The 16,942-nt window shown below is 41.6% G+C and carries 22 protein-coding genes and 1 pseudogene; 18 read left to right on the top strand and 5 right to left on the bottom strand.

The window, feature by feature from the left end:
- The first annotated feature begins 63 nt into the window (after positions 1 to 63).
- From AC4JOV_RS11855 to AC4JOV_RS11835, 5 genes are all read left to right on the top strand, one after another.
- The gene (locus AC4JOV_RS11855; protein ID WP_229937373.1) at positions 64 to 696 is read left to right on the top strand and encodes an HAD family hydrolase; all 633 of its coding nucleotides are present in this window, start codon (positions 64 to 66) and stop codon (positions 694 to 696) included.
- Positions 697 to 846: 150 nt separating this feature from the next.
- Positions 847 to 1,410, top strand: coding sequence for a pyruvate flavodoxin oxidoreductase subunit gamma (locus AC4JOV_RS11850; RefSeq protein ID WP_229937374.1), 564 nt, complete (start codon positions 847 to 849; stop codon positions 1,408 to 1,410).
- Positions 1,411 to 1,426: 16 nt separating this feature from the next.
- Positions 1,427 to 1,882, top strand: a complete 456-nt coding sequence (locus tag AC4JOV_RS11845) for a 4Fe-4S dicluster-binding protein (RefSeq protein WP_229937375.1) — start codon at positions 1,427 to 1,429, stop codon at positions 1,880 to 1,882.
- Between the two features lie 9 nt (positions 1,883 to 1,891).
- Entirely contained in the window at positions 1,892 to 3,127 is a 1,236-nt protein-coding gene (locus AC4JOV_RS11840; protein ID WP_229937376.1) for a 2-oxoacid:ferredoxin oxidoreductase subunit alpha, read from the top strand.
- 2 nt (positions 3,128 to 3,129) lie between these two features.
- Positions 3,130 to 4,083 (top strand): thiamine pyrophosphate-dependent enzyme, encoded by a 954-nt coding sequence (locus AC4JOV_RS11835; protein ID WP_229937377.1) that lies wholly within the window; start codon positions 3,130 to 3,132, stop codon positions 4,081 to 4,083.
- 39 nt (positions 4,084 to 4,122) lie between these two features.
- Here AC4JOV_RS11835 and AC4JOV_RS11830 read toward each other — a convergent pair whose 3' ends face one another.
- Complete coding sequence (locus AC4JOV_RS11830) at positions 4,123 to 4,764, bottom strand: TetR/AcrR family transcriptional regulator (protein WP_229937378.1); 642 nt, start codon at positions 4,762 to 4,764, stop codon at positions 4,123 to 4,125.
- A gap of 93 nt (positions 4,765 to 4,857) precedes the next feature.
- On the opposite strand from AC4JOV_RS11830, the gene AC4JOV_RS11825 reads away from it, so the two are divergent.
- The 4 genes from AC4JOV_RS11825 to AC4JOV_RS11810 all read left to right on the top strand — a co-directional run bounded on the left by AC4JOV_RS11825 (position 4,858) and on the right by AC4JOV_RS11810 (position 7,126).
- Positions 4,858 to 5,427 (top strand): DinB family protein, encoded by a 570-nt coding sequence (locus AC4JOV_RS11825; protein ID WP_229937379.1) that lies wholly within the window; start codon positions 4,858 to 4,860, stop codon positions 5,425 to 5,427.
- An 84-nt stretch (positions 5,428 to 5,511) separates the two neighbouring features.
- Positions 5,512 to 6,030, top strand: a complete 519-nt coding sequence (gene luxS, locus AC4JOV_RS11820; RefSeq protein ID WP_229937380.1) for an S-ribosylhomocysteine lyase — start codon at positions 5,512 to 5,514, stop codon at positions 6,028 to 6,030.
- On the top strand, positions 6,024 to 6,329 hold the full coding sequence (locus AC4JOV_RS11815) for a hypothetical protein (RefSeq protein WP_229937381.1): 306 nt from the start codon (positions 6,024 to 6,026) through the stop codon (positions 6,327 to 6,329). Before luxS ends, AC4JOV_RS11815 begins: the two co-directional genes overlap by 7 nt.
- Positions 6,330 to 6,349: 20 nt before the next feature.
- Positions 6,350 to 7,126, top strand: coding sequence for a tRNA (5-methylaminomethyl-2-thiouridine)(34)-methyltransferase MnmD (locus tag AC4JOV_RS11810; RefSeq protein WP_229937382.1), 777 nt, complete (start codon positions 6,350 to 6,352; stop codon positions 7,124 to 7,126).
- Between the two features lie 3 nt (positions 7,127 to 7,129).
- Here the strand turns inward: AC4JOV_RS11810 and AC4JOV_RS11805 are convergent, their stop codons facing one another.
- Positions 7,130 to 7,426 (bottom strand): cupin domain-containing protein, encoded by a 297-nt coding sequence (locus tag AC4JOV_RS11805; protein WP_229937383.1) that lies wholly within the window; start codon positions 7,424 to 7,426, stop codon positions 7,130 to 7,132.
- Positions 7,426 to 8,043 carry a riboflavin synthase gene (gene ribE / locus AC4JOV_RS11800; RefSeq protein WP_229937384.1) on the bottom strand — a complete coding sequence of 206 codons (618 nt, stop codon included), beginning with the start codon at positions 8,041 to 8,043 and terminating at the stop codon, positions 7,426 to 7,428. Before ribE ends, AC4JOV_RS11805 begins: the two co-directional genes overlap by 1 nt.
- 167 nt (positions 8,044 to 8,210) lie before the next feature.
- On the opposite strand from ribE, the gene mnmG reads away from it, so the two are divergent.
- The 6 genes and pseudogenes from mnmG to AC4JOV_RS11770 all read left to right on the top strand — a co-directional run bounded on the left by mnmG (position 8,211) and on the right by AC4JOV_RS11770 (position 13,565).
- Entirely contained in the window at positions 8,211 to 10,082 is a 1,872-nt protein-coding gene (gene mnmG, locus AC4JOV_RS11795; protein WP_229937385.1) for a tRNA uridine-5-carboxymethylaminomethyl(34) synthesis enzyme MnmG, read from the top strand.
- Between the two features lie 312 nt (positions 10,083 to 10,394).
- Entirely contained in the window at positions 10,395 to 11,156 is a 762-nt protein-coding gene (locus tag AC4JOV_RS11790; protein ID WP_229937386.1) for a hypothetical protein, read from the top strand.
- A gap of 13 nt (positions 11,157 to 11,169) precedes the next feature.
- A complete protein-coding gene (locus AC4JOV_RS11785) occupies positions 11,170 to 11,607 on the top strand; it encodes an Imm70 family immunity protein (protein ID WP_229937387.1) in 438 nt (145 codons plus the stop codon).
- Positions 11,608 to 12,024: 417 nt separating this feature from the next.
- Positions 12,025 to 12,174 carry a hypothetical protein gene (locus AC4JOV_RS11780; RefSeq protein WP_229937388.1) on the top strand — a complete coding sequence of 50 codons (150 nt, stop codon included), beginning with the start codon at positions 12,025 to 12,027 and terminating at the stop codon, positions 12,172 to 12,174.
- A 127-nt stretch (positions 12,175 to 12,301) separates the two neighbouring features.
- Positions 12,302 to 13,087: pseudogene (locus tag AC4JOV_RS11775) on the top strand (polymorphic toxin type 10 domain-containing protein); the annotation flags it as partial.
- Between the two features lies 1 nt (position 13,088).
- Positions 13,089 to 13,565, top strand: coding sequence for a hypothetical protein (locus tag AC4JOV_RS11770; protein WP_229937390.1), 477 nt, complete (start codon positions 13,089 to 13,091; stop codon positions 13,563 to 13,565).
- Between the two features lie 288 nt (positions 13,566 to 13,853).
- Here AC4JOV_RS11770 and AC4JOV_RS11765 read toward each other — a convergent pair whose 3' ends face one another.
- Both AC4JOV_RS11765 and AC4JOV_RS11760 read right to left on the bottom strand, forming a co-directional pair.
- A complete protein-coding gene (locus tag AC4JOV_RS11765) occupies positions 13,854 to 14,138 on the bottom strand; it encodes an XRE family transcriptional regulator (protein ID WP_229937391.1) in 285 nt (94 codons plus the stop codon).
- Positions 14,135 to 14,470, bottom strand: coding sequence for a type II toxin-antitoxin system RelE/ParE family toxin (locus AC4JOV_RS11760; RefSeq protein WP_229937392.1), 336 nt, complete (start codon positions 14,468 to 14,470; stop codon positions 14,135 to 14,137). Before AC4JOV_RS11760 ends, AC4JOV_RS11765 begins: the two co-directional genes overlap by 4 nt.
- A 100-nt stretch (positions 14,471 to 14,570) precedes the next feature.
- On the opposite strand from AC4JOV_RS11760, the gene AC4JOV_RS11755 reads away from it, so the two are divergent.
- From AC4JOV_RS11755 to AC4JOV_RS11745, 3 genes are all read left to right on the top strand, one after another.
- Entirely contained in the window at positions 14,571 to 14,882 is a 312-nt protein-coding gene (locus tag AC4JOV_RS11755) for a hypothetical protein (protein WP_229937393.1), read from the top strand.
- Positions 14,883 to 15,419: 537 nt separating this feature from the next.
- Positions 15,420 to 16,280, top strand: a complete 861-nt coding sequence (locus AC4JOV_RS11750) for a hypothetical protein (protein ID WP_229937394.1) — start codon at positions 15,420 to 15,422, stop codon at positions 16,278 to 16,280.
- Between the two features lie 151 nt (positions 16,281 to 16,431).
- The gene (locus AC4JOV_RS11745) at positions 16,432 to 16,938 is read left to right on the top strand and encodes a Rieske 2Fe-2S domain-containing protein (protein WP_229937395.1); all 507 of its coding nucleotides are present in this window, start codon (positions 16,432 to 16,434) and stop codon (positions 16,936 to 16,938) included.
- Positions 16,939 to 16,942: the final 4 nt, after the last annotated feature.

Here is a 16,942-nt window from a genome sequence, read left to right as displayed (position 1 = left end):
CGATACTGAAAGTCTGGTATATAGTAACAAACTTTGTTCTCAAAAAGAGACAAAAGGAGAGCTATGATTATACTTTTTGATCTCGATGGTACCCTGATCGATTCGACCGAAGCGATACTGGAGAGCTTCAGGGTGGCGTATGAAACACAGGGGGATACCGTACCCGAAAGTGAGCTTATCAAAGCAGAGATCGGACATCCGCTTGATGCGATGTTCTCTACACTGGGTGTAGCAGAGGAGAGGGTATGGGACTATGTGGATGCGTATAAAATGCACTACCGTACCATCTCCTGTCAAAAGACGGTACTTCTGCCCAATGCCAGAGAGGCGGTAGAGCTTGCAAGCCAATATGCAACATTGGGTGTAGTGACCACCAAGACGGCAAAGTACTCTATCGAACTCCTGGAACACCTGGGGCTGATGCAGCACTTTGAAGTATTGGTCGGCAGGGAAGATGTGGAAAACCCGAAACCGCACCCTGAACCGATCCAGAAAGCACTCGAGGCGTTACCAAAAGGTGCAAAAAAGATTTGGATGGTGGGTGACACCTGTATGGATATGCTTTCTGCTAAGGAAGCTAATGTTATAGGTATTGGGGTAACATGCGGTTATGCGGATGAAGTGAATTTGATCAATTGTACTGATTACATTCATTCCAATGCATTAGAGGCGGTACGATTTATAGCAAACCGATAGGTGTAGCTTAAATATATTATAATTTCAACCCGCTTTAAGAGTCTCATGACTACAATAGGAAAAATATTATGATAGAGCCCTCTGTACAACACTACTGTATAAGTTAGTGTTATCTAGAGGGTTTTATTATTATAATAGATAGGAGAAAACATGACAGAGATTAGATGGCACAGCCGTGCTGGTCAAGGGGCGGTATCTGGTGCTAAAGGTCTAGGGGACGTTGTTGCAACAACTGGTAAAGAAGTTCAAGCATTCGCACTGTACGGTTCAGCAAAAAGGGGAGCCGCGCTAAGAGCATATAACAGAATTGACGATGAACAAATTTTTAACCATGCAAAGTTTATGAACCCTGACTATGTCCTGGTAATCGATCCTGCGTTGGCATTTACTGATAATATTGTTGAGAATGAAGCAGATCATACAAAATATATCATTACGACACACCTCACTAAAGAGGAGTTGATCGAAGGTATCCCTTCTCTCAAAGGTAAAGAAGACAGAGTATACACAGTGGACTGTGTACAAATTTCACTTGACACGATCGGAAGATCTATTCCGAATGCTCCGATGCTTGGTGCATTTGTAAAGGTTTCAGGTATGTTTGAACTGGACTATTTCTTGGAAAATATGAAGAGAGTACTTGCAAAGTTCCCTCAGAAGATCATTGACGGAAATATGGCAGCGATCACAAAAGCGTACAACGAAGTGAAGTAAGAAAAGAGGATTAAGCATGCAAGATTTAAATTTATTAGCAAATGACAACAGAGGACAGCAGGGACTAGAGAGTGGTGGTGATCTAGCTGGTTGGCATGAAGTCACACAAGGAAGTATTCTCCCTTCATTTGAAGGTGATGCAACAGGTATTGCAAACAAGAAAGCAGAAGAGAGAACATACTCTAACCATAACTCATATACGGCAACGGTTGCATCGTGGAGAGTAAAAAAACCTGTATTCAATATTGACGTATGTATCGACTGTCAAAACTGTTGGGTATGGTGTCCGGATAGTTCGATCTTATCAAGAGATAAGCAGATGCTGGGTATCGATTACGATCACTGTAAAGGGTGTGAGGTATGTGTGGAAGTATGTCCGACAAATCCTAAATCACTCCTAATGTTTAGTGAATATACTCCACTGGATGAGGCATTGTCTCAGTGGCCAGAGAAAAAGAAAAAAGAGAAGTAAGGAACAGGTATGGCAGAAAAATACGATTTACAAGAAAGAGAAGTGTGGGATGGAAACTTCGCTGCTTCTCAAGCGTTGAGACAAGCACAGATTGATGTTGTTGCGGCGTATCCTATTACGCCTTCTACACCAATTGTTGAAAACTACGGAAGTTATGTAGCAAACGGCTATATCGACGGTGAGTTTGTTATGGTAGAGTCTGAGCATGCTGCAATGTCAGGATGTGTCGGTGCGTCTGCTGCAGGTGGTCGTGTATCTACCGCAACATCTTCACAAGGGTTTGCGTTGATGGCTGAGGTACTTTACCAGGCATCCGGTATGAGACTTCCGATCGTACTTAATGTGGTAAACAGAGCATTGGCTTCACCGCTGAATGTACGTGGTGACCATGCGGATATGTATCTGGGGCGTGACTCTGGTTGGATTCAACTTGATGCATTCAATGCACAAGAGGCATATGACCTGGCATTGTGTGCTTTTAGAATCGGTGAGCACCATGATGTAAGACTTCCGGTAATGGTACACCAAGACGGATTTATCACATCGCACACGGCGCAGAACGTTTATCCGTTGAGTGATGAAGCGGCATATGATTTCGTAGGAGAGTTTAAGCCTGTAGATGACATGCTTGACTTCTCAAGACCGGTGACATACGGTGCACAGACAGAAGAAGATTGGCACTTTGAGCACAAAGCAAGACAACACAAAGCATTGATGGATTCTCGTCCTATCATTGACGCGGTATTCGCTGACTTTGAAAAGGTATCAGGTAGAAAATACAACAGAGTTGAGTCATATGATATGGAAGATGCTGAAGTAGCGATCGTTGCGCTTGGTACGACTGTTGAAACAGCAAGAGTAGCGGCAAAAGAGCTTAGAGCTGAAGAAGGTATCAAAGCAGGTGTGGTTGCAGTAAGATGTTTCAGACCGTTCCCGTTTGATGATGTAAGAGATGCACTGGAAAATACAAAATCAGTGGCAATTCTGGATAGATCAAGCCCGGGTGGTGCAATGGGTGCATTCTACAATGAAGTTACTGCAGCATTGTCTACAACACAAAACAGACCGCTTACAACAAACTTTATCTATGGTCTTGGTGGACGTGACTTCTCTATCGATGAAGCGAAAAGAATCTTTAAAGAGCAGAAGGCACATGCAGATGCAGGTTATATTACAACAGATATCCAACAGTTCTCTGGACTTAGAGGACCAAGCCTTGGATTCTTCCAAACGAAAAGAGGTTAATTATGGCAATTACATCAATTAAAAACTTAAAAGAATTTTCAACGAGTAACGACAGATTCGAGGGGGCACATACCCTTTGTCCGGGTTGTGCTCACTCTATGATCGTAAGAGAACTTATGAACTGTACAGATGACAACCTTGTGATCTCTACCAATACAGGATGTCTTGAGGTATCTACAGCGGTTTATCCGTTTACTTCATGGGATACTTCCTGGATCCATATCGGGTTTGAAAATGCGGCGACTGCAGTTGCCGGTGCAGAAGCAATGCATAAAGCACGTAAAAGAAAAGGTACATTGGCAGACAATGATGCTCCGGTAAAATTCGTAGCATTCGGTGGTGACGGTTCTACATATGATATCGGTTTCCAATGGCTTTCAGGTGCAGTTGAAAGAGGTCATGACTTTACCTATATCTGTCTGGACAATGAAAACTATGCAAACACTGGTGGTCAAAGATCATCTGCAACACCTATCGGTGCAACGACGTCAACAGCACAAGCAGGTTTACACTCTTACGGTAAGAAAGAGAAGAAAAAAGATATGGTTGCGATCATGGCTGCACACGGTGCACCATATGTTGCTCAGCTTGCACCGAACAAGTGGAAGTCTATGGCAAAAGGTTTCCAAAAAGCATTGGAGACTGAAGGTCCATGTTTCATCAACACTGTTTCTCCATGTTGTACAGAGTGGAAGTTCGATCCAAAAGATACGATCGGTGTCACTGACCTGGCAACAGATTCATTGATGTTCCCGGTTTATGAGATCATTGACGGTCATGAACTCAACATTCTTTACAGACCAAAGAATATCATCACTGTTGAAGAGTATATGGGTGCTCAAGGGCGTTATAAACACCTCTTCAAACCAGAGAACAGACATATCATTGACAAAGTACAACAAGATATTAATGAACAATGGGAAATGCTACAACGTAGAGAAGAAGCAAGAATCTAATCTTCTTTTTCCCATTTCCGGACGGAACTTTCCGTCCGCTTATCGAATATCCTCAATTTCCTCCCACATCTCTTTTCCTTTTTCTGAAAGATAAGGGTATAACTGCAATTTAAAAATAACAACTTTGGCTTCTTTAATGGAATGTTTTGTAATTTCCGAACCTGTGGTAATAAATGTCTGCCAATAGGTAGAGATGAACCAGTGCAGTTTGGCACGAAGTGAAATCTCCTCTGCCGGTATACGTTCCAATATATGTTGCTCCAACAGATAATGCAACAGGCTTTCTATCTGTTTTATCCTTTTCTCCTGACGTTCCGAAAAAATCGATTTAAGTCGAGGATAGATTGCCATCAGTACCGTTGCATCCCGCATCAAGAAACGGTAGTGCCAAAAGAGCTCTCCATAGAGATCAAACATCTTTGAGAGTTCTTTGAGCGGATTGTCACTCTGTATAATGCGTGTAAAGCTGTTATACCCTACAAATGTATCAGACATCTCCTGATAGATCTCTATGAGTATCTCTTCTTTGTTTTTATAGTGGTAGTAGAGGTTCCCGGGAGAGATACCTGCCTCTTTGGCAATATGGTTGGTTGTCACCGATAGGGTCTCCTCTCTATTGAAGAGTTCAATAGCAACTTCTTTGATCTTCTCTTTTGTCATCTTTTTTTTGCTTGTTTTCATAGAGATGATTATAACAAAGTAAAATTAGAGTAATTACTCTAATTTTAAGTTTGATTTGAATACAATGAATAAAACCAAAAAGAGGGGTAGAGTATGAATCAAGCAAAACCGGGCGGCGGTTTACCAAAGTTGGAACAGTTATCACTGAAATATATTCTGGTGCCGTTAGGGAAAAGGGTATTCAGTTGGGAGAGTGCACTCAGACTGTTTAACAGTGAAGTAAAACGCATAGAAAAAATGGTGAAAGAGGTTGAGGAGGAGAAGTGGCAGGAACGCGTGATGATCGATCGTGTTTTTGGCATCGAAGATCACTCGCGTGATTATTCGATCAATATGGTGATAGAACATCTCAATATCGTTGGATACGGCATTATGGGAGTGATACATACGCTTTCAAAAGAGGAACGTGTAGAAGAGGAGATAAAGATAGAAAATGTCAAACCTCAGGGGAGTGTAGAAGATGAGCTTAGTAGATTTTTGGCATTGAGCCGAGTCTACAACAGCTTTATAGAGAAACTCCCCAAGCGTAAATCCAATATGACAAAACCGCATCCCTGGTTTGTCGAACTCAACAACATTGACTGGAGTATCTTTATGGCGATACATACCTTTGTGCATAGACGGCAGATAGAGGCCATCATTAAGGGGATAAAGAAACAATAAAAAATTGAGACTGCAGATTATTTCAGATGTATATCTAATTTTCATACTCTGATGCTATAATCAGAAAAAAATTGAGGATAGATTATGCCATTATTAGACAGTTTTACAGTAGACCATACCAAAATGAAGGCACCTGCAGTACGTGTAGCAAAAAAGATGAGCAGCCCAAGCGGTGATCCTATCACTGTATTTGATCTGAGATTTACCCAACCCAACAAAGAGATGCTCTCCGAGAAGGGTATCCATACCCTGGAGCATCTTTTTGCAGGCTTTATGAGAGAACACCTTAACAGTAAAAATGTAGAGATCATCGATATCTCACCTATGGGATGCCGTACCGGTTTTTATATGTCATTGCTCGGGACACCGAAGAAAAAAGAGGTGGCGAAAGCATGGAAGAAGTCAATGGAAGATGTGCTTGGGGTGAAAAGTGAAGGGGATATCCCTGAACTGAACATCTACCAGTGCGGAACCTGTAAGATGCACTCTCTGAAACAGGCGCAGGAGATCGCTCAGAAAATACTTGATGAGGGTATCGGTACGATGAGCAATAAAGCGTTGAAAATGAGCAAAAAACAACTTAAAAAGGCATCATCATGCTAATCCTTATCCCTGTAGAGAGTGAAGCAGGCAACCAGGCCAAGATCACGACACTCGCAGAGATGAAAAAGTGGGCCCTGGTAGATTTTGATGAGGGGGAAGCGAAAGCGATCTCTTTTCATGATGACAGGACGGAGAGCGGTGCAGAGTGGATCGACTTTGTCATCCTTGAAAACCGTTTTGAAAATGCCATGGATTTTATGAATGAAGGGATGATGTGTCTTGCACGCCGAGAAGAGGAGACGATCGAGGAGATACTCTCTGCATTCAAGTTCAAAGAGCTGGATGAGATCGGCTTTTAAGAGAGAAAGGAAGAGTAAGATTGGATAGTGGATATAATGAATCTCTAAGGTCACAAAAAGAGGTGATCGTCACGGAAGACGGTTCAAAGACACTCTACTCCAAGGAGTTTGACCAGGCCTACCACTCTACAAAAGATGGAGCGTTACAGGAGTCCCTGCAAAAACATGTGATCCCCGCTTTTACGCTGCAAAAATCAAAAGATCATTTGACGATCTTGGATATCTGTTTCGGTCTGGGGTATAACACCCTGGCTACCCTCTACTATGTCAAGTTGAACCGTCTGGATACAAAGATCCATATCCTCTCACCTGAATTTGACCGGGAACTTGTGGCGTCTCTTTCAACATTTGAGTACCCCGAAGCATTTGATATGCTACAGCCTATGATCCGGGAACTCTCTCAAAATTTCTACTATGAGGATGAACAGTTTAAAATAGAGGTTCTCATCGGTGATGCAAGAGAGTCGATACCAAAGATCAAAGAGAAGATCGATATCGTCTATCAGGATGCCTTCAGTCCCAAACAGAACCCTCTGCTCTGGACGACAGAGTACTTCAGGGATATCCGTGCGATCTGCAACGATGATGCGATCATTACCACCTATTCGACTGCCATCGCTACACGTATGGGATTGTATGAGAACGGCTTTGAGATATTTCTCTATTACGGTGAAGATGCAAGACGGTCAACCATCGCCAGTCCTCAGATGATCGAAGGGTTGGAGTATGTCGATATGGAGCTGAAACAAGAGCGGAACAAGGAGGCAAAAAGTCTCAAGGATGAGGAGTTTCTATAACTGCTATGGTTGCATATAAAGTGCCAGCCAGAGTGTACCTTTTTGGGTAGTGAGTACTTCATGGGGTGTATGGGCAGGGATAGAGATAAATTCTCCCTTGTGGAGTGTTTTTATTTCCGTGTCTATCTTGAGTGTCGCTTCTCCTTCCAGGAGAATGACCCACTCATCTACCTCTTGACAGTACTCTTTGGGTTCGACTCTGTCGGAACTCACGATGCGGCTGATGGTGAGTTTGTCACTTTCGAAAAGCGTAGTAAAAGATTCTCCTTCAGTGGGTACTTCGTACTCAAAAAGATTCATCAGTAGCTCATCTGTATCGCATCTACTTCATCCCAGCTCATCGGTTTTTTCCTGTTTCTGTGAGAGAGGATATGATCGATATATCTTGCAAAAAGGTCCGTCTCTACATTGAGCTTTGTACCCACCTGATAGTTTTTCATCAAAGTCTCATTGAGTGTGTGGGGAATGATGGTCAGACGAAAGCTCTCCTCATAGACATCGTTCACGGTAAGGCTGATACCGTCTATGGTGATGGAGCCTTTTGGGACGATATGGGCGATATATTTCGGGTCAACCTTGATAATGAAATCCGTGGCATTTTCCCGTGGCGTGATCTTGGTTACGGTTCCCACACAATCCACATGCCCCTGTACGATATGCCCTTCGAACCGGTCATCCATTTTCATCGCAGGTTCCATATGCACCCGGCCCTGGATCTTTGATTCATCGATGATCGAGCGTGTCTCATCAGCCAGTTCCAGGTCAAACCCGTCACTGTTGACTTTGATAACGGTGAGACATACACCGTTGATCGCTATGGAGTCTCCCAGTTTTGCCTTGTGCCTGGATTGGATCGTCAAAATGTTGTTTCGATAGCTTTTGACCGTGGCGATTTCTCGGATAAGACCTGTGAACATAGTACCTCAATATATTTGGATATAATTCGATAATTATAGCGAAATATATATTTTCTCTCGTTCCAATGCATACTTCACTTTTGGAAACAGATACGCTTCCATAATGCTGACAATCGGATATGCATTCCCAACGGGGACGTTGGGAACGAGAGGTTAAGAGGTAGATAATGAATTATGAAGTAATAGTCATCGGTGGCGGTCATGCGGGTATCGAAGCAGCACTTGCTCCGGCGCGTATGGGTGTGAAGACACTGATGGTGACGATATTGGCCGAACAGATCGGTGCTTCATCCTGTAACCCTGCCATCGGTGGTTTGGCAAAAGGACACCTGGTACGTGAAGTCGATGCACTCGGTGGAGAGATGGGGGTGTGTACGGATAAAACGGGTATCCAGTTCCGTACACTGAATGCTTCCAGAGGTCCGGCAGTGAGAGGGACCAGGGCACAGATCGATATGGATGCCTACCGAATCTATATGCGTAATGTCGTGCTCAATACGGAGAATCTTGATGTCAAGCAGGAGATCGTAGAGGGACTGATCATCGAAGATAACGTGGTCAAGGGTGTTACGACACAGCTTGGCAATGAGTACAGGGCCCCTAAGGTAATCATCACGGCAGGGACATTCCTCAACGGGCTGATCCATATCGGTGAGAAGAAACAGGTTGCCGGAAGACAGGGGGAGTTTGCCTCTGTAGAGCTGGCTGAGTATCTGAGAGGATTGGGGATTGAGATCGGACGTCTGAAAACAGGTACCTGTGCAAGGATCGACGGCAAAAGTATTGACTTCAGTGTGATGGAAGAGCAGCCCGGTGATGTGCCTCCGCCGCCGTTTTCATTCCGTACGGATAAAAAGAGATTCAATCCTACCCAGCTTCCGTGCTATATCACCTATACCAATGAGGAGACCCACACGATCATTGAGAGCAACTTTTACCGTGCACCGTTGTTCTCCGGTCAGATCGAAGGGATGGGGCCAAGATATTGTCCAAGTATCGAAGACAAGATCAACCGTTTCAGGGACCGTCCACGCCACCAGATCTTTGTAGAGCCTCAGACGATGGAAGCGACTGAATTTTATATCAACGGGATGAGTACTTCATTGCCGACTGATGTGCAGCTTGATATGATCCGTTCGGTGGAAGGGATGGAGCATGCCAAGATCGTACGTTACGGCTACGCGATCGAGTATGATTATATCTACCCTACGGAGTTGAAACATACCCTTGAGACCAAAAAGATCGAAGGGCTCTACTGTGCAGGGCAGGTCAACGGGACTACCGGATATGAGGAGGCAGCGGCACAGGGGCTGATGGCAGGTATCAATGCGGCACTCAGTATACAGGGTAAAGAGCCTTTGGTCCTCAGACGTGATGAAGCCTATATCGGGGTGTTGATCGATGACCTGGTGACGAAAGGGACAAAAGAGCCCTACCGTATGTTTACAAGCCGTGCCGAGTATAGACTGCTGTTGCGTGAAGACAATGCCGATATGAGGCTTTCAGCTTATGGTGAGCAGCTTGGGTTGCTGGATGAAGCATACATCGAAAAGTTTGAAGCTAAAAGAGCGGACATTCAAGAGGCGATGGGCTTTTTACAGGAGAACTTTGTGACTCCGACCAAAGAGTTCCTTGCACAGCTTGAAGAGATAGGTGCTGTCAAGATCAATGATAAAACCGCATGGATCGATGTGATCGGCCGCGGTGATTTTGACAGAGCGAAACTGGTCACACTGCTGCCGGAGTTCGATAAGTACAGCGATGAGGTGGTAGAGCAGATACTGATCGAGGCAAAATACAGCCGCTATATCGAAAACCAGCTCAAACAGATCGACAAGATGAAAGATATGCTCAAGATCAAGATACCGGAAAACTTTGAGTTCAGAACGGTCTCGGGATTGAGCAATGAGGTGGTAGAGAAGCTGGAAAAGGCAAGTCCTCCGACACTCTTTGCCGCATCCGAGATCTCAGGTATCACACCGGCTTCCCTGGAGATCCTGCATGTTCATATCAAGATGAGACAGAAAGGGAAGAAGTAATTTTCTCTCTCTTGTTCTCTATTCCTCGATATGGAACGCGCCTTCGCCTCGCTCCCAAACTGAGTTTGGGAATGTATACGCGACGCGAAACAACATGTAAACTCCTAAAGCCAAATAAGATACAATAATCCATAGGAAGAAGTCGTTATCTTGTGCTTGCACTCTTCGTGAATCTATACATCCATATTTTTCTATGTTCTTGAACTCTAAATCAGGAATACAGATATTACAGTATAACGTTATGGCAAATAGGTGCCAGCTTTCTTCGTTCCCACTCTGAGAGTGGGAATGCAGATTCTAAGATCAAATAACATGGGATATACACTCCCACGTACAACGTGGGAGCGAAAAAAAGAAAAAACAGGAGAATTATTAAGTAATCCGGATAAGCTTAAAGATGCAATAGAAAAGAAGTTTGATGTAAATTTGAATGACATGCTTGAATATGCCAATGACAAGATAAATGCCAATAAAGACAAAAACTTAGAAGAGACAACATATGGTGCCACATTAGGTCGTCTTCAAGATACTGCAAAAGATGGAGCCAACTATGCAGAAACTACTTTAGGAATAGGTGAAACAGATAAAGAGGTTTTTGATGGAATTTATGGTGATGGTTCAGGTACGATTATTAAAGATATAGCACCTACTGCTGGTATGGCTGCAGTTATTCTTGTAGGTAAAAACAATAAAAGACCTAGTTGGCGACAATCAGAAAAAGATGTAGCTAGTGATTATCCAAATTCAAAGGAACAAGTATCTTATAAAGATGGTGAAGAAGTTACAAATGGAACAAAAGGATCTGTTAAACCAGATGTAGTTTATAGTGATCAAGCAATAGAAGTTAAAAATTATAACTTAAGTAGATCAGGTGGTGAGTCAAGTCTTGTCAATAATGTTTCTAAACAAATTAACCAAAGGGCAGATAATTTGCCAAGTGATATGACACAGAAGGTAGTTATAGATGTTAGAGGACAAAATATTTCTTTTGAACAACAGGGTAGAATAAGGCAAAATATTATAGATAAAACAGGTAGTAATATTAAACCAGAAGATATAATATTTAAACAATAAGAAGGTAAATACAGTGATAGTAGGATTTAAAATTTTTGGTACATGGATTGAATTTGGATATTCAGAGACACTCTATTCATGGTTTTCGACTATATGTTATAAGCTCGAAGATGGTAAATGGGGAAGTCGATTTCCTATTGTAATGAATCATTTATATTTTGATGAAGAAGCAGGGGTTAATTACGAACAAATAGAAAAGTTTAGAGAAGAAATAATAACTATAAAAAATGAGTTTTCTAAACTTGCTCCAGCCGATGCAGTATGGTCTTTTGAAGATAATATTTTAGAGATTCCCAAGAATATGCCGAATATTAATTATAATACAGATAATTTACAGAATTTTTATATTTCTAATTCTGGTCAGACAATTTTTGAACGTTTGGAGTATACAATTGAAGGAATGGCATTTTATAAAAGTAATTGTTCTATTGAGGCGGAGAAAGATATATAACTCGTTTCCATAACTCGTTCCCATCGTCCCGATGGGAATGCAAATGTATTATTATACTTTCTTGAATTATTATCAAAGTTTATTGTTTTTCGAAGCAAAGGTCCTAGTTGTAGTAATTTATATAAATAGCCGAGTTATTAATGCTTTTTGCATTAATATGTGGATATCAAAGTTTTTTGCATATGACAGTTGCGTAGGGTAGATAAGCACGCACCAAAAGAGAGATGGTGTGTGATTGCAAAATTTCGGAAACCCTTTTGGTTGTCCATCCCATAGGAGATTTGAATTGTGAGGGGCCTGTAGGTAACTCACAGAGTATTTTGCATCCGATTTGGGATAAAAAGAGAAGAATAGATAACAGTTTTTTAGCTAACTTCGGTATAACGACATATAGAGATAGTAAAACAAGGATGATAGATGTTATATTATTATGCAAACAGCGGGCACAAGATCGGTCTGGACAGAGTCAAAAGAGCAGTAGCACTGTTAAAAGCGTTAAACGAGAAAGGCGTAGAGACAAGACTTCTTCTCTGGTTCCACATTTCCCAATGTGGAATCCATACCTAAATCTAAAACAACAGTAAAGCATAATCCACCGCTAGGTGACAAGCAAATCCAAATCCACCTACGATAAAATAGATCAATAAATTGCTGAATTTCAGTGTGTTCTTTTTCATGACATGGAGCTAGGTATTATGACCCTCGCACCTCTGTGTGGCAGAGTCCGGATCCGATACTGAATGAGTATATGTCTGGGCAGACTAATGGTGGGGTGTTTAATCCGAAGAACCTTAGTCTGTTTACATATACAGCAAACAATCCAGTTAATTTGGTAGACCCAGATGGGGAGGCCGTGGAAACTGCTTGGGATATTGCAAATCTTGGAATTGGTGTTGCGTCTTTGGCTTATAACGTTAGTGAAGGAAATTGGGGATGGGCTGCATTGGATACTTTAGGTCTTGTATATGATGGGGTTGCTACTGGTGTTCCTTTCTTGCCAGCTGGTGCTTCTGCTGGACTAAAAGCTTCTCGTGCTGGGAATACAGTTTCCGATTCTGCAAAAATTGGTACTGATGTAGCTAAAACTATGAAGGAAGCAAATAAAGTAGCTAAAAATGCTGATACTACTGCTAACGCAGCAACGGAAGGAACAAGAATTCATAGGGCAACATCAGATGCCGTTGATAGCAAATTATCAGATAAAGCAAATAACTATTTACCAGGTTCTAATAGAAGGGATGGACTACAACCTGATTTAAGTTGGGGTGACAATGGAAACTCTGGTATCTGGGCTGATCTTACGACACCAGGGCAATGGAGTGCACACAAAAGAAAATATAATAATGATTTTGGTGAAGGTATTCCTATGCTTTATGAGAGAGGGAATGGTATTGTTGATACAAAAAAACTTCAATCTGGCGCAGGAGTATTTACAGGTGCACAAGCAGGATATGATTATCTAACAAATGAAGGAGATTAATATGGGTTATCATATATCTTTAGTATCTAATGTAACCAATAAAGATGATCAGTTTGAATATAGTGATATTAAACAGAAAATAGAAAAATCTTCTAGATTTAAAATATTTGAAGATGATGGCAAAAGTTTTACCATTATAGAAAAAAAGGGCAAAGGTGAATTTGGCGCATTTTATAATGCTGGATACATTTGGATAAGTACATCACAGGATGAAGAAATAGATACTTTTATTAAATTAGCTGAATTTTTAGAATGTAGAGCTAGAGGAGACGAAGGTGAAACATATAAGACAGTTAATAATGTTTATTATCATCCTGGTGATTTAGAGAGAATTGAAAATAATCTCAGCCCCGAAATGAAAAAAAATGCTGTATCAGTAAAAAAATACAATATTGTTATTAGGGCAATTCAAATTGTTGGCACAATTATATTTCTAAGTGTTATGTTTCTTATTGTATTAAAAAAGCTGAAAGGCTGAAGCTAACTCGTCGTATCTCCCGATATGGAATGAATGCATAACCGCAAAACACAAGAAAACATAAAAAAGAAGGAAAAAAATGAAACCAAATAAACTAACCCTACTAACAACCCTGACCATCTCCGCGATCCTAACAGCCTGCGGAGGCGGAGAAAGCAGTAATAGTGGAGCTTCCTCGTGCCCAAGTTAAACTTGGGCATGCCTCCTTACAGTAAAACAATAGAAAGTATACCTCCCCTAGCCCAATAAAGCAGAAGACATGGCTTGGATTGGTATTCTGAGGCTGCTCTAAACAATCGTAATATTCAGCCTCTTTCCCAATGCCGTAGTCGCAGACTCTAATGTTCCTAGGGTCAATGAGTCGTTGTCCGGATTTAAAAGTCTGTTAACGACCGCACGACTTGTATGCATGAGCTCTGCCATTTTGGTTTTAGTGATCTTTTGTGCTTTCATCTCTTCTGCTATCTGATAGGCAATGACCCGTTTGATCGCCACATCATTGACCTCTTCATAGATACCTTCTTCTTGCAAAAACTCATCAAAATCACTTTTCATATTTTTTGTTAGTTTCATTGAATATCCTTTTTTCTTTTCAATGCAAGATCAATGTCCTGCTTTGGTGTCTTTTGCGTCTTTTTGATAAACCCGTGAAGCAGTATCATATACTCATCTATCACGGTGAAAATAACTCTTGCAATCCTTTTATCGGAAATATCGCTTCTTACTTCATAGAGTTTGCTTTCCAGTTTTCTGCATACGGGCATCCCTATAGGCCATCCGTATTCCACGGTTTTGATATCTTTGCCTATAACTTTTCTATCCTCTTCATCCAGAGAATAGAGCCATTCACGTACAGGTTTCTTGCCGTTTGAGTTTTCATAAAAGAGCGCACTGATTTTTTTCATATACAAGTGTATCAAAAAAGATACACTATGTCAATATCTTTTACGCTGAAATAAAATTTTCTCCCATCACTGTGTTTTACTATCCAAAAAAGGATAGAAGATGAAACACTACCCGAATACGGAATCAAAGTGGATGATTGGTTTGGCTACACAGTTATGTACAATGAAGGGGTATATCAGATCAGAACAAAAGGATATAGAGTCGGATATTAAAGTGAAATTCGTCATCAATAGATATGGCATACTGATACTTGACGGAATGATCGATGGAAAACGGCACAGGTTCTCTACCAGGAAAAGAGCAACGATCTGGAATATACTGATATATACCTGTCAGATGAAAAGCACATTCATGGACTTATATGAAGAGCGGTTTGACAGTTTAACTGGTTCCACCTGTCCTCAGGTGTAACCCATATTGCGATAAAATAAACTCATATCGCTGAACTCCAGCGTGTTCTTTTTTTAACATGGTGCGAGGTATTATGACCCTCGCACCATGATTTTCCTATTATCCTGATAGAAATATATACTTTCATAGAATTATATATGTGCAATATCTGAAGATATAAAATGTAATATTATACTTTCTTGAATTATTATCAAAGTTTATTGTTTTTCGAAGCAAAGGTCCTAGTTGTAGTAATTTATATAAATAGCCGAGTTATTAATGCTTTTTGCATTAATATGTGGATATCAAAGTTTTTTGCATATGACAGTTGCGTAGGGTAGATAACCACGCACCAAAAGAGAGGGATGGTGTGTGATTGCAAAATTTCGGAAACCCTTTTGGTTGTCCATCCCATAGGAGATTTGAATTGTGAGGGGTCTGTAGGTAACTCACAGAGTATTTTGCATCCGATTTGGGATAAAAAGAGAAGAATAGATAACAGTTTTTTAGCTAACTTCGGTATAACGACATATAGAGATAGTAAAACAAGGATGATAGATGTTATATTATTATGCAAACAGCGGGCACAAGATCGGTCTGGACAGAGTCAAAAGAGCAGTAGCACTGTTAAAAGCGTTAAACGAGAAAGGCGTAGAGACAAGACTTCTGGTCAATGACTTCAGGGCAGGGCTTGCAGCCAGAGAGCTTGGGCTGCGCGATTATGTGACGATCGAGGGTGTGATGGATATCGATGCGATCGCCGATACCGGGGATAGTATCATCATGGATACACCCGAAGATGACAGGGGTCGTATCGAGAAGTACTGTTCAGACTTCTCTCATGTCTTTCGTTTTGCCAATGGCCCGGAGGATGAGGTACGGGTGAGTGAGGTACTCCTGAGGCCAGAGTGTGACGAGGCGGGCTGTATCGAGGCACTCATTGTAGACAGTATGTATGAGAGTGAGCCTAAAGAGGAGAGAGTACTTTTCTTCCTCTCCGATGCAGACTATGACAAAGAGATACTGAGCCATAAGGAATTTTTCCAAAATTCGGGGATGGAACTGCTGCTTGGAAACTACTTTTTTGTAAAATATGAAGATGAGTTGGCAGCACTCTTTGAGAGGCTGCATGAAGCCGAAGAGTATGAAGCGCTGCTCAAAACCTCTTCCCATGTCGTGACAGCATCGGGACAGACTGCCCTGGAAGCCCATGCCTGCGGTGCAAAAGTGGTCTATATCAACACTGCTAGAGAAGATATCATCCCGCTCTCGGTGATCAAGCGTCTGGAGATACCGGTAGTTGAAGGTTTTGACAGGGCTGCCTATGATGCCGTTGACAAAAACAAAAAAAGTGACAAAACACTTTCCGTTTCTGTAGAGCTTATCGCAGAAAAATTGATGAAAAAACTTGAAAATTAGTTTAATTTCTTATCAATATTAGGAGTTCTCTACTCCTAATTTACCGTTCGTAACAAAATCCACCCATCCATAATTTTTTTTTGAACCCAATTATATTTAAATCTAATATAGTCTATAATACAGGGTTAAAAAATTAAGGAAAGGAGTAAGTATGAAAGAGCAAGGTCGTAGAGACTTTATGGGTATGGCTCTTGGCGGTTTCACTGCATTGGGTGGCTTAGGTGCACTCTATGCAATGAAACGTAGCTGGGATCCATTGCCAAGCGTAAAAGCTGCAGGTTTTACTACTATTGATCTAAGTGCTGCACAGGAAAATGTGCTCAATATAGAGAAATGGAGGGGGAAGCCGATTTTTGTACTGAAAAAATCAGCGGATATGAAAGCAGATGACAGAGATGTGGTAGTTGGCTCTGACAGATTTCTTGTTGCTATCGGTCTATGTACCCACCTTGGGTGTATTCCGGCATATCTACCGGGGGAGAAGATCTTCAGATGTGCCTGTCACGGTGGAGAGTTCGATCCATCAGGACATGAGATATTTGGACCACCGCCAAGTCCGCTAGAGATTCCACCGTTTAAACTTGACGGGAAAACGATAGTACTTGGTGAAGAGGGACCTGAATTTAAGAAAATGAAAGACGCTGGTCTAACAGTATAAGGGG

This window comes from Sulfurovum sp. MH2-6 (genome assembly GCF_058374785.1).
Note: the sequence above shows the minus strand (reverse complement) of the source record. Positions and strands in the feature narration are given on the sequence as shown.

Coding starts and splice junctions, on each gene's coding strand:
- AC4JOV_RS11855 (WP_229937373.1), top strand. CDS start 64: ATGATTATACTTTTTGATCTCGATGGTACCCTGATCGATTCGACCGAA.
- AC4JOV_RS11850 (WP_229937374.1), top strand. CDS start 847: ATGACAGAGATTAGATGGCACAGCCGTGCTGGTCAAGGGGCGGTATCT.
- AC4JOV_RS11845 (WP_229937375.1), top strand. CDS start 1,427: ATGCAAGATTTAAATTTATTAGCAAATGACAACAGAGGACAGCAGGGA.
- AC4JOV_RS11840 (WP_229937376.1), top strand. CDS start 1,892: ATGGCAGAAAAATACGATTTACAAGAAAGAGAAGTGTGGGATGGAAAC.
- AC4JOV_RS11835 (WP_229937377.1), top strand. CDS start 3,130: ATGGCAATTACATCAATTAAAAACTTAAAAGAATTTTCAACGAGTAAC.
- AC4JOV_RS11830 (WP_229937378.1), bottom strand. CDS start 4,764: ATGAAAACAAGCAAAAAAAAGATGACAAAAGAGAAGATCAAAGAAGTT.
- AC4JOV_RS11825 (WP_229937379.1), top strand. CDS start 4,858: ATGAATCAAGCAAAACCGGGCGGCGGTTTACCAAAGTTGGAACAGTTA.
- luxS (WP_229937380.1), top strand. CDS start 5,512: ATGCCATTATTAGACAGTTTTACAGTAGACCATACCAAAATGAAGGCA.
- AC4JOV_RS11815 (WP_229937381.1), top strand. CDS start 6,024: ATGCTAATCCTTATCCCTGTAGAGAGTGAAGCAGGCAACCAGGCCAAG.
- AC4JOV_RS11805 (WP_229937383.1), bottom strand. CDS start 7,426: ATGAATCTTTTTGAGTACGAAGTACCCACTGAAGGAGAATCTTTTACT.
- ribE (WP_229937384.1), bottom strand. CDS start 8,043: ATGTTCACAGGTCTTATCCGAGAAATCGCCACGGTCAAAAGCTATCGA.
- mnmG (WP_229937385.1), top strand. CDS start 8,211: ATGAATTATGAAGTAATAGTCATCGGTGGCGGTCATGCGGGTATCGAA.
- AC4JOV_RS11790 (WP_229937386.1), top strand. CDS start 10,395: ATGGGATATACACTCCCACGTACAACGTGGGAGCGAAAAAAAGAAAAA.
- AC4JOV_RS11780 (WP_229937388.1), top strand. CDS start 12,025: ATGTTATATTATTATGCAAACAGCGGGCACAAGATCGGTCTGGACAGA.
- AC4JOV_RS11770 (WP_229937390.1), top strand. CDS start 13,089: ATGGGTTATCATATATCTTTAGTATCTAATGTAACCAATAAAGATGAT.
- AC4JOV_RS11765 (WP_229937391.1), bottom strand. CDS start 14,138: ATGAAACTAACAAAAAATATGAAAAGTGATTTTGATGAGTTTTTGCAA.
- AC4JOV_RS11760 (WP_229937392.1), bottom strand. CDS start 14,470: ATGAAAAAAATCAGTGCGCTCTTTTATGAAAACTCAAACGGCAAGAAA.
- AC4JOV_RS11755 (WP_229937393.1), top strand. CDS start 14,571: ATGAAACACTACCCGAATACGGAATCAAAGTGGATGATTGGTTTGGCT.
- AC4JOV_RS11750 (WP_229937394.1), top strand. CDS start 15,420: ATGTTATATTATTATGCAAACAGCGGGCACAAGATCGGTCTGGACAGA.
- AC4JOV_RS11745 (WP_229937395.1), top strand. CDS start 16,432: ATGAAAGAGCAAGGTCGTAGAGACTTTATGGGTATGGCTCTTGGCGGT.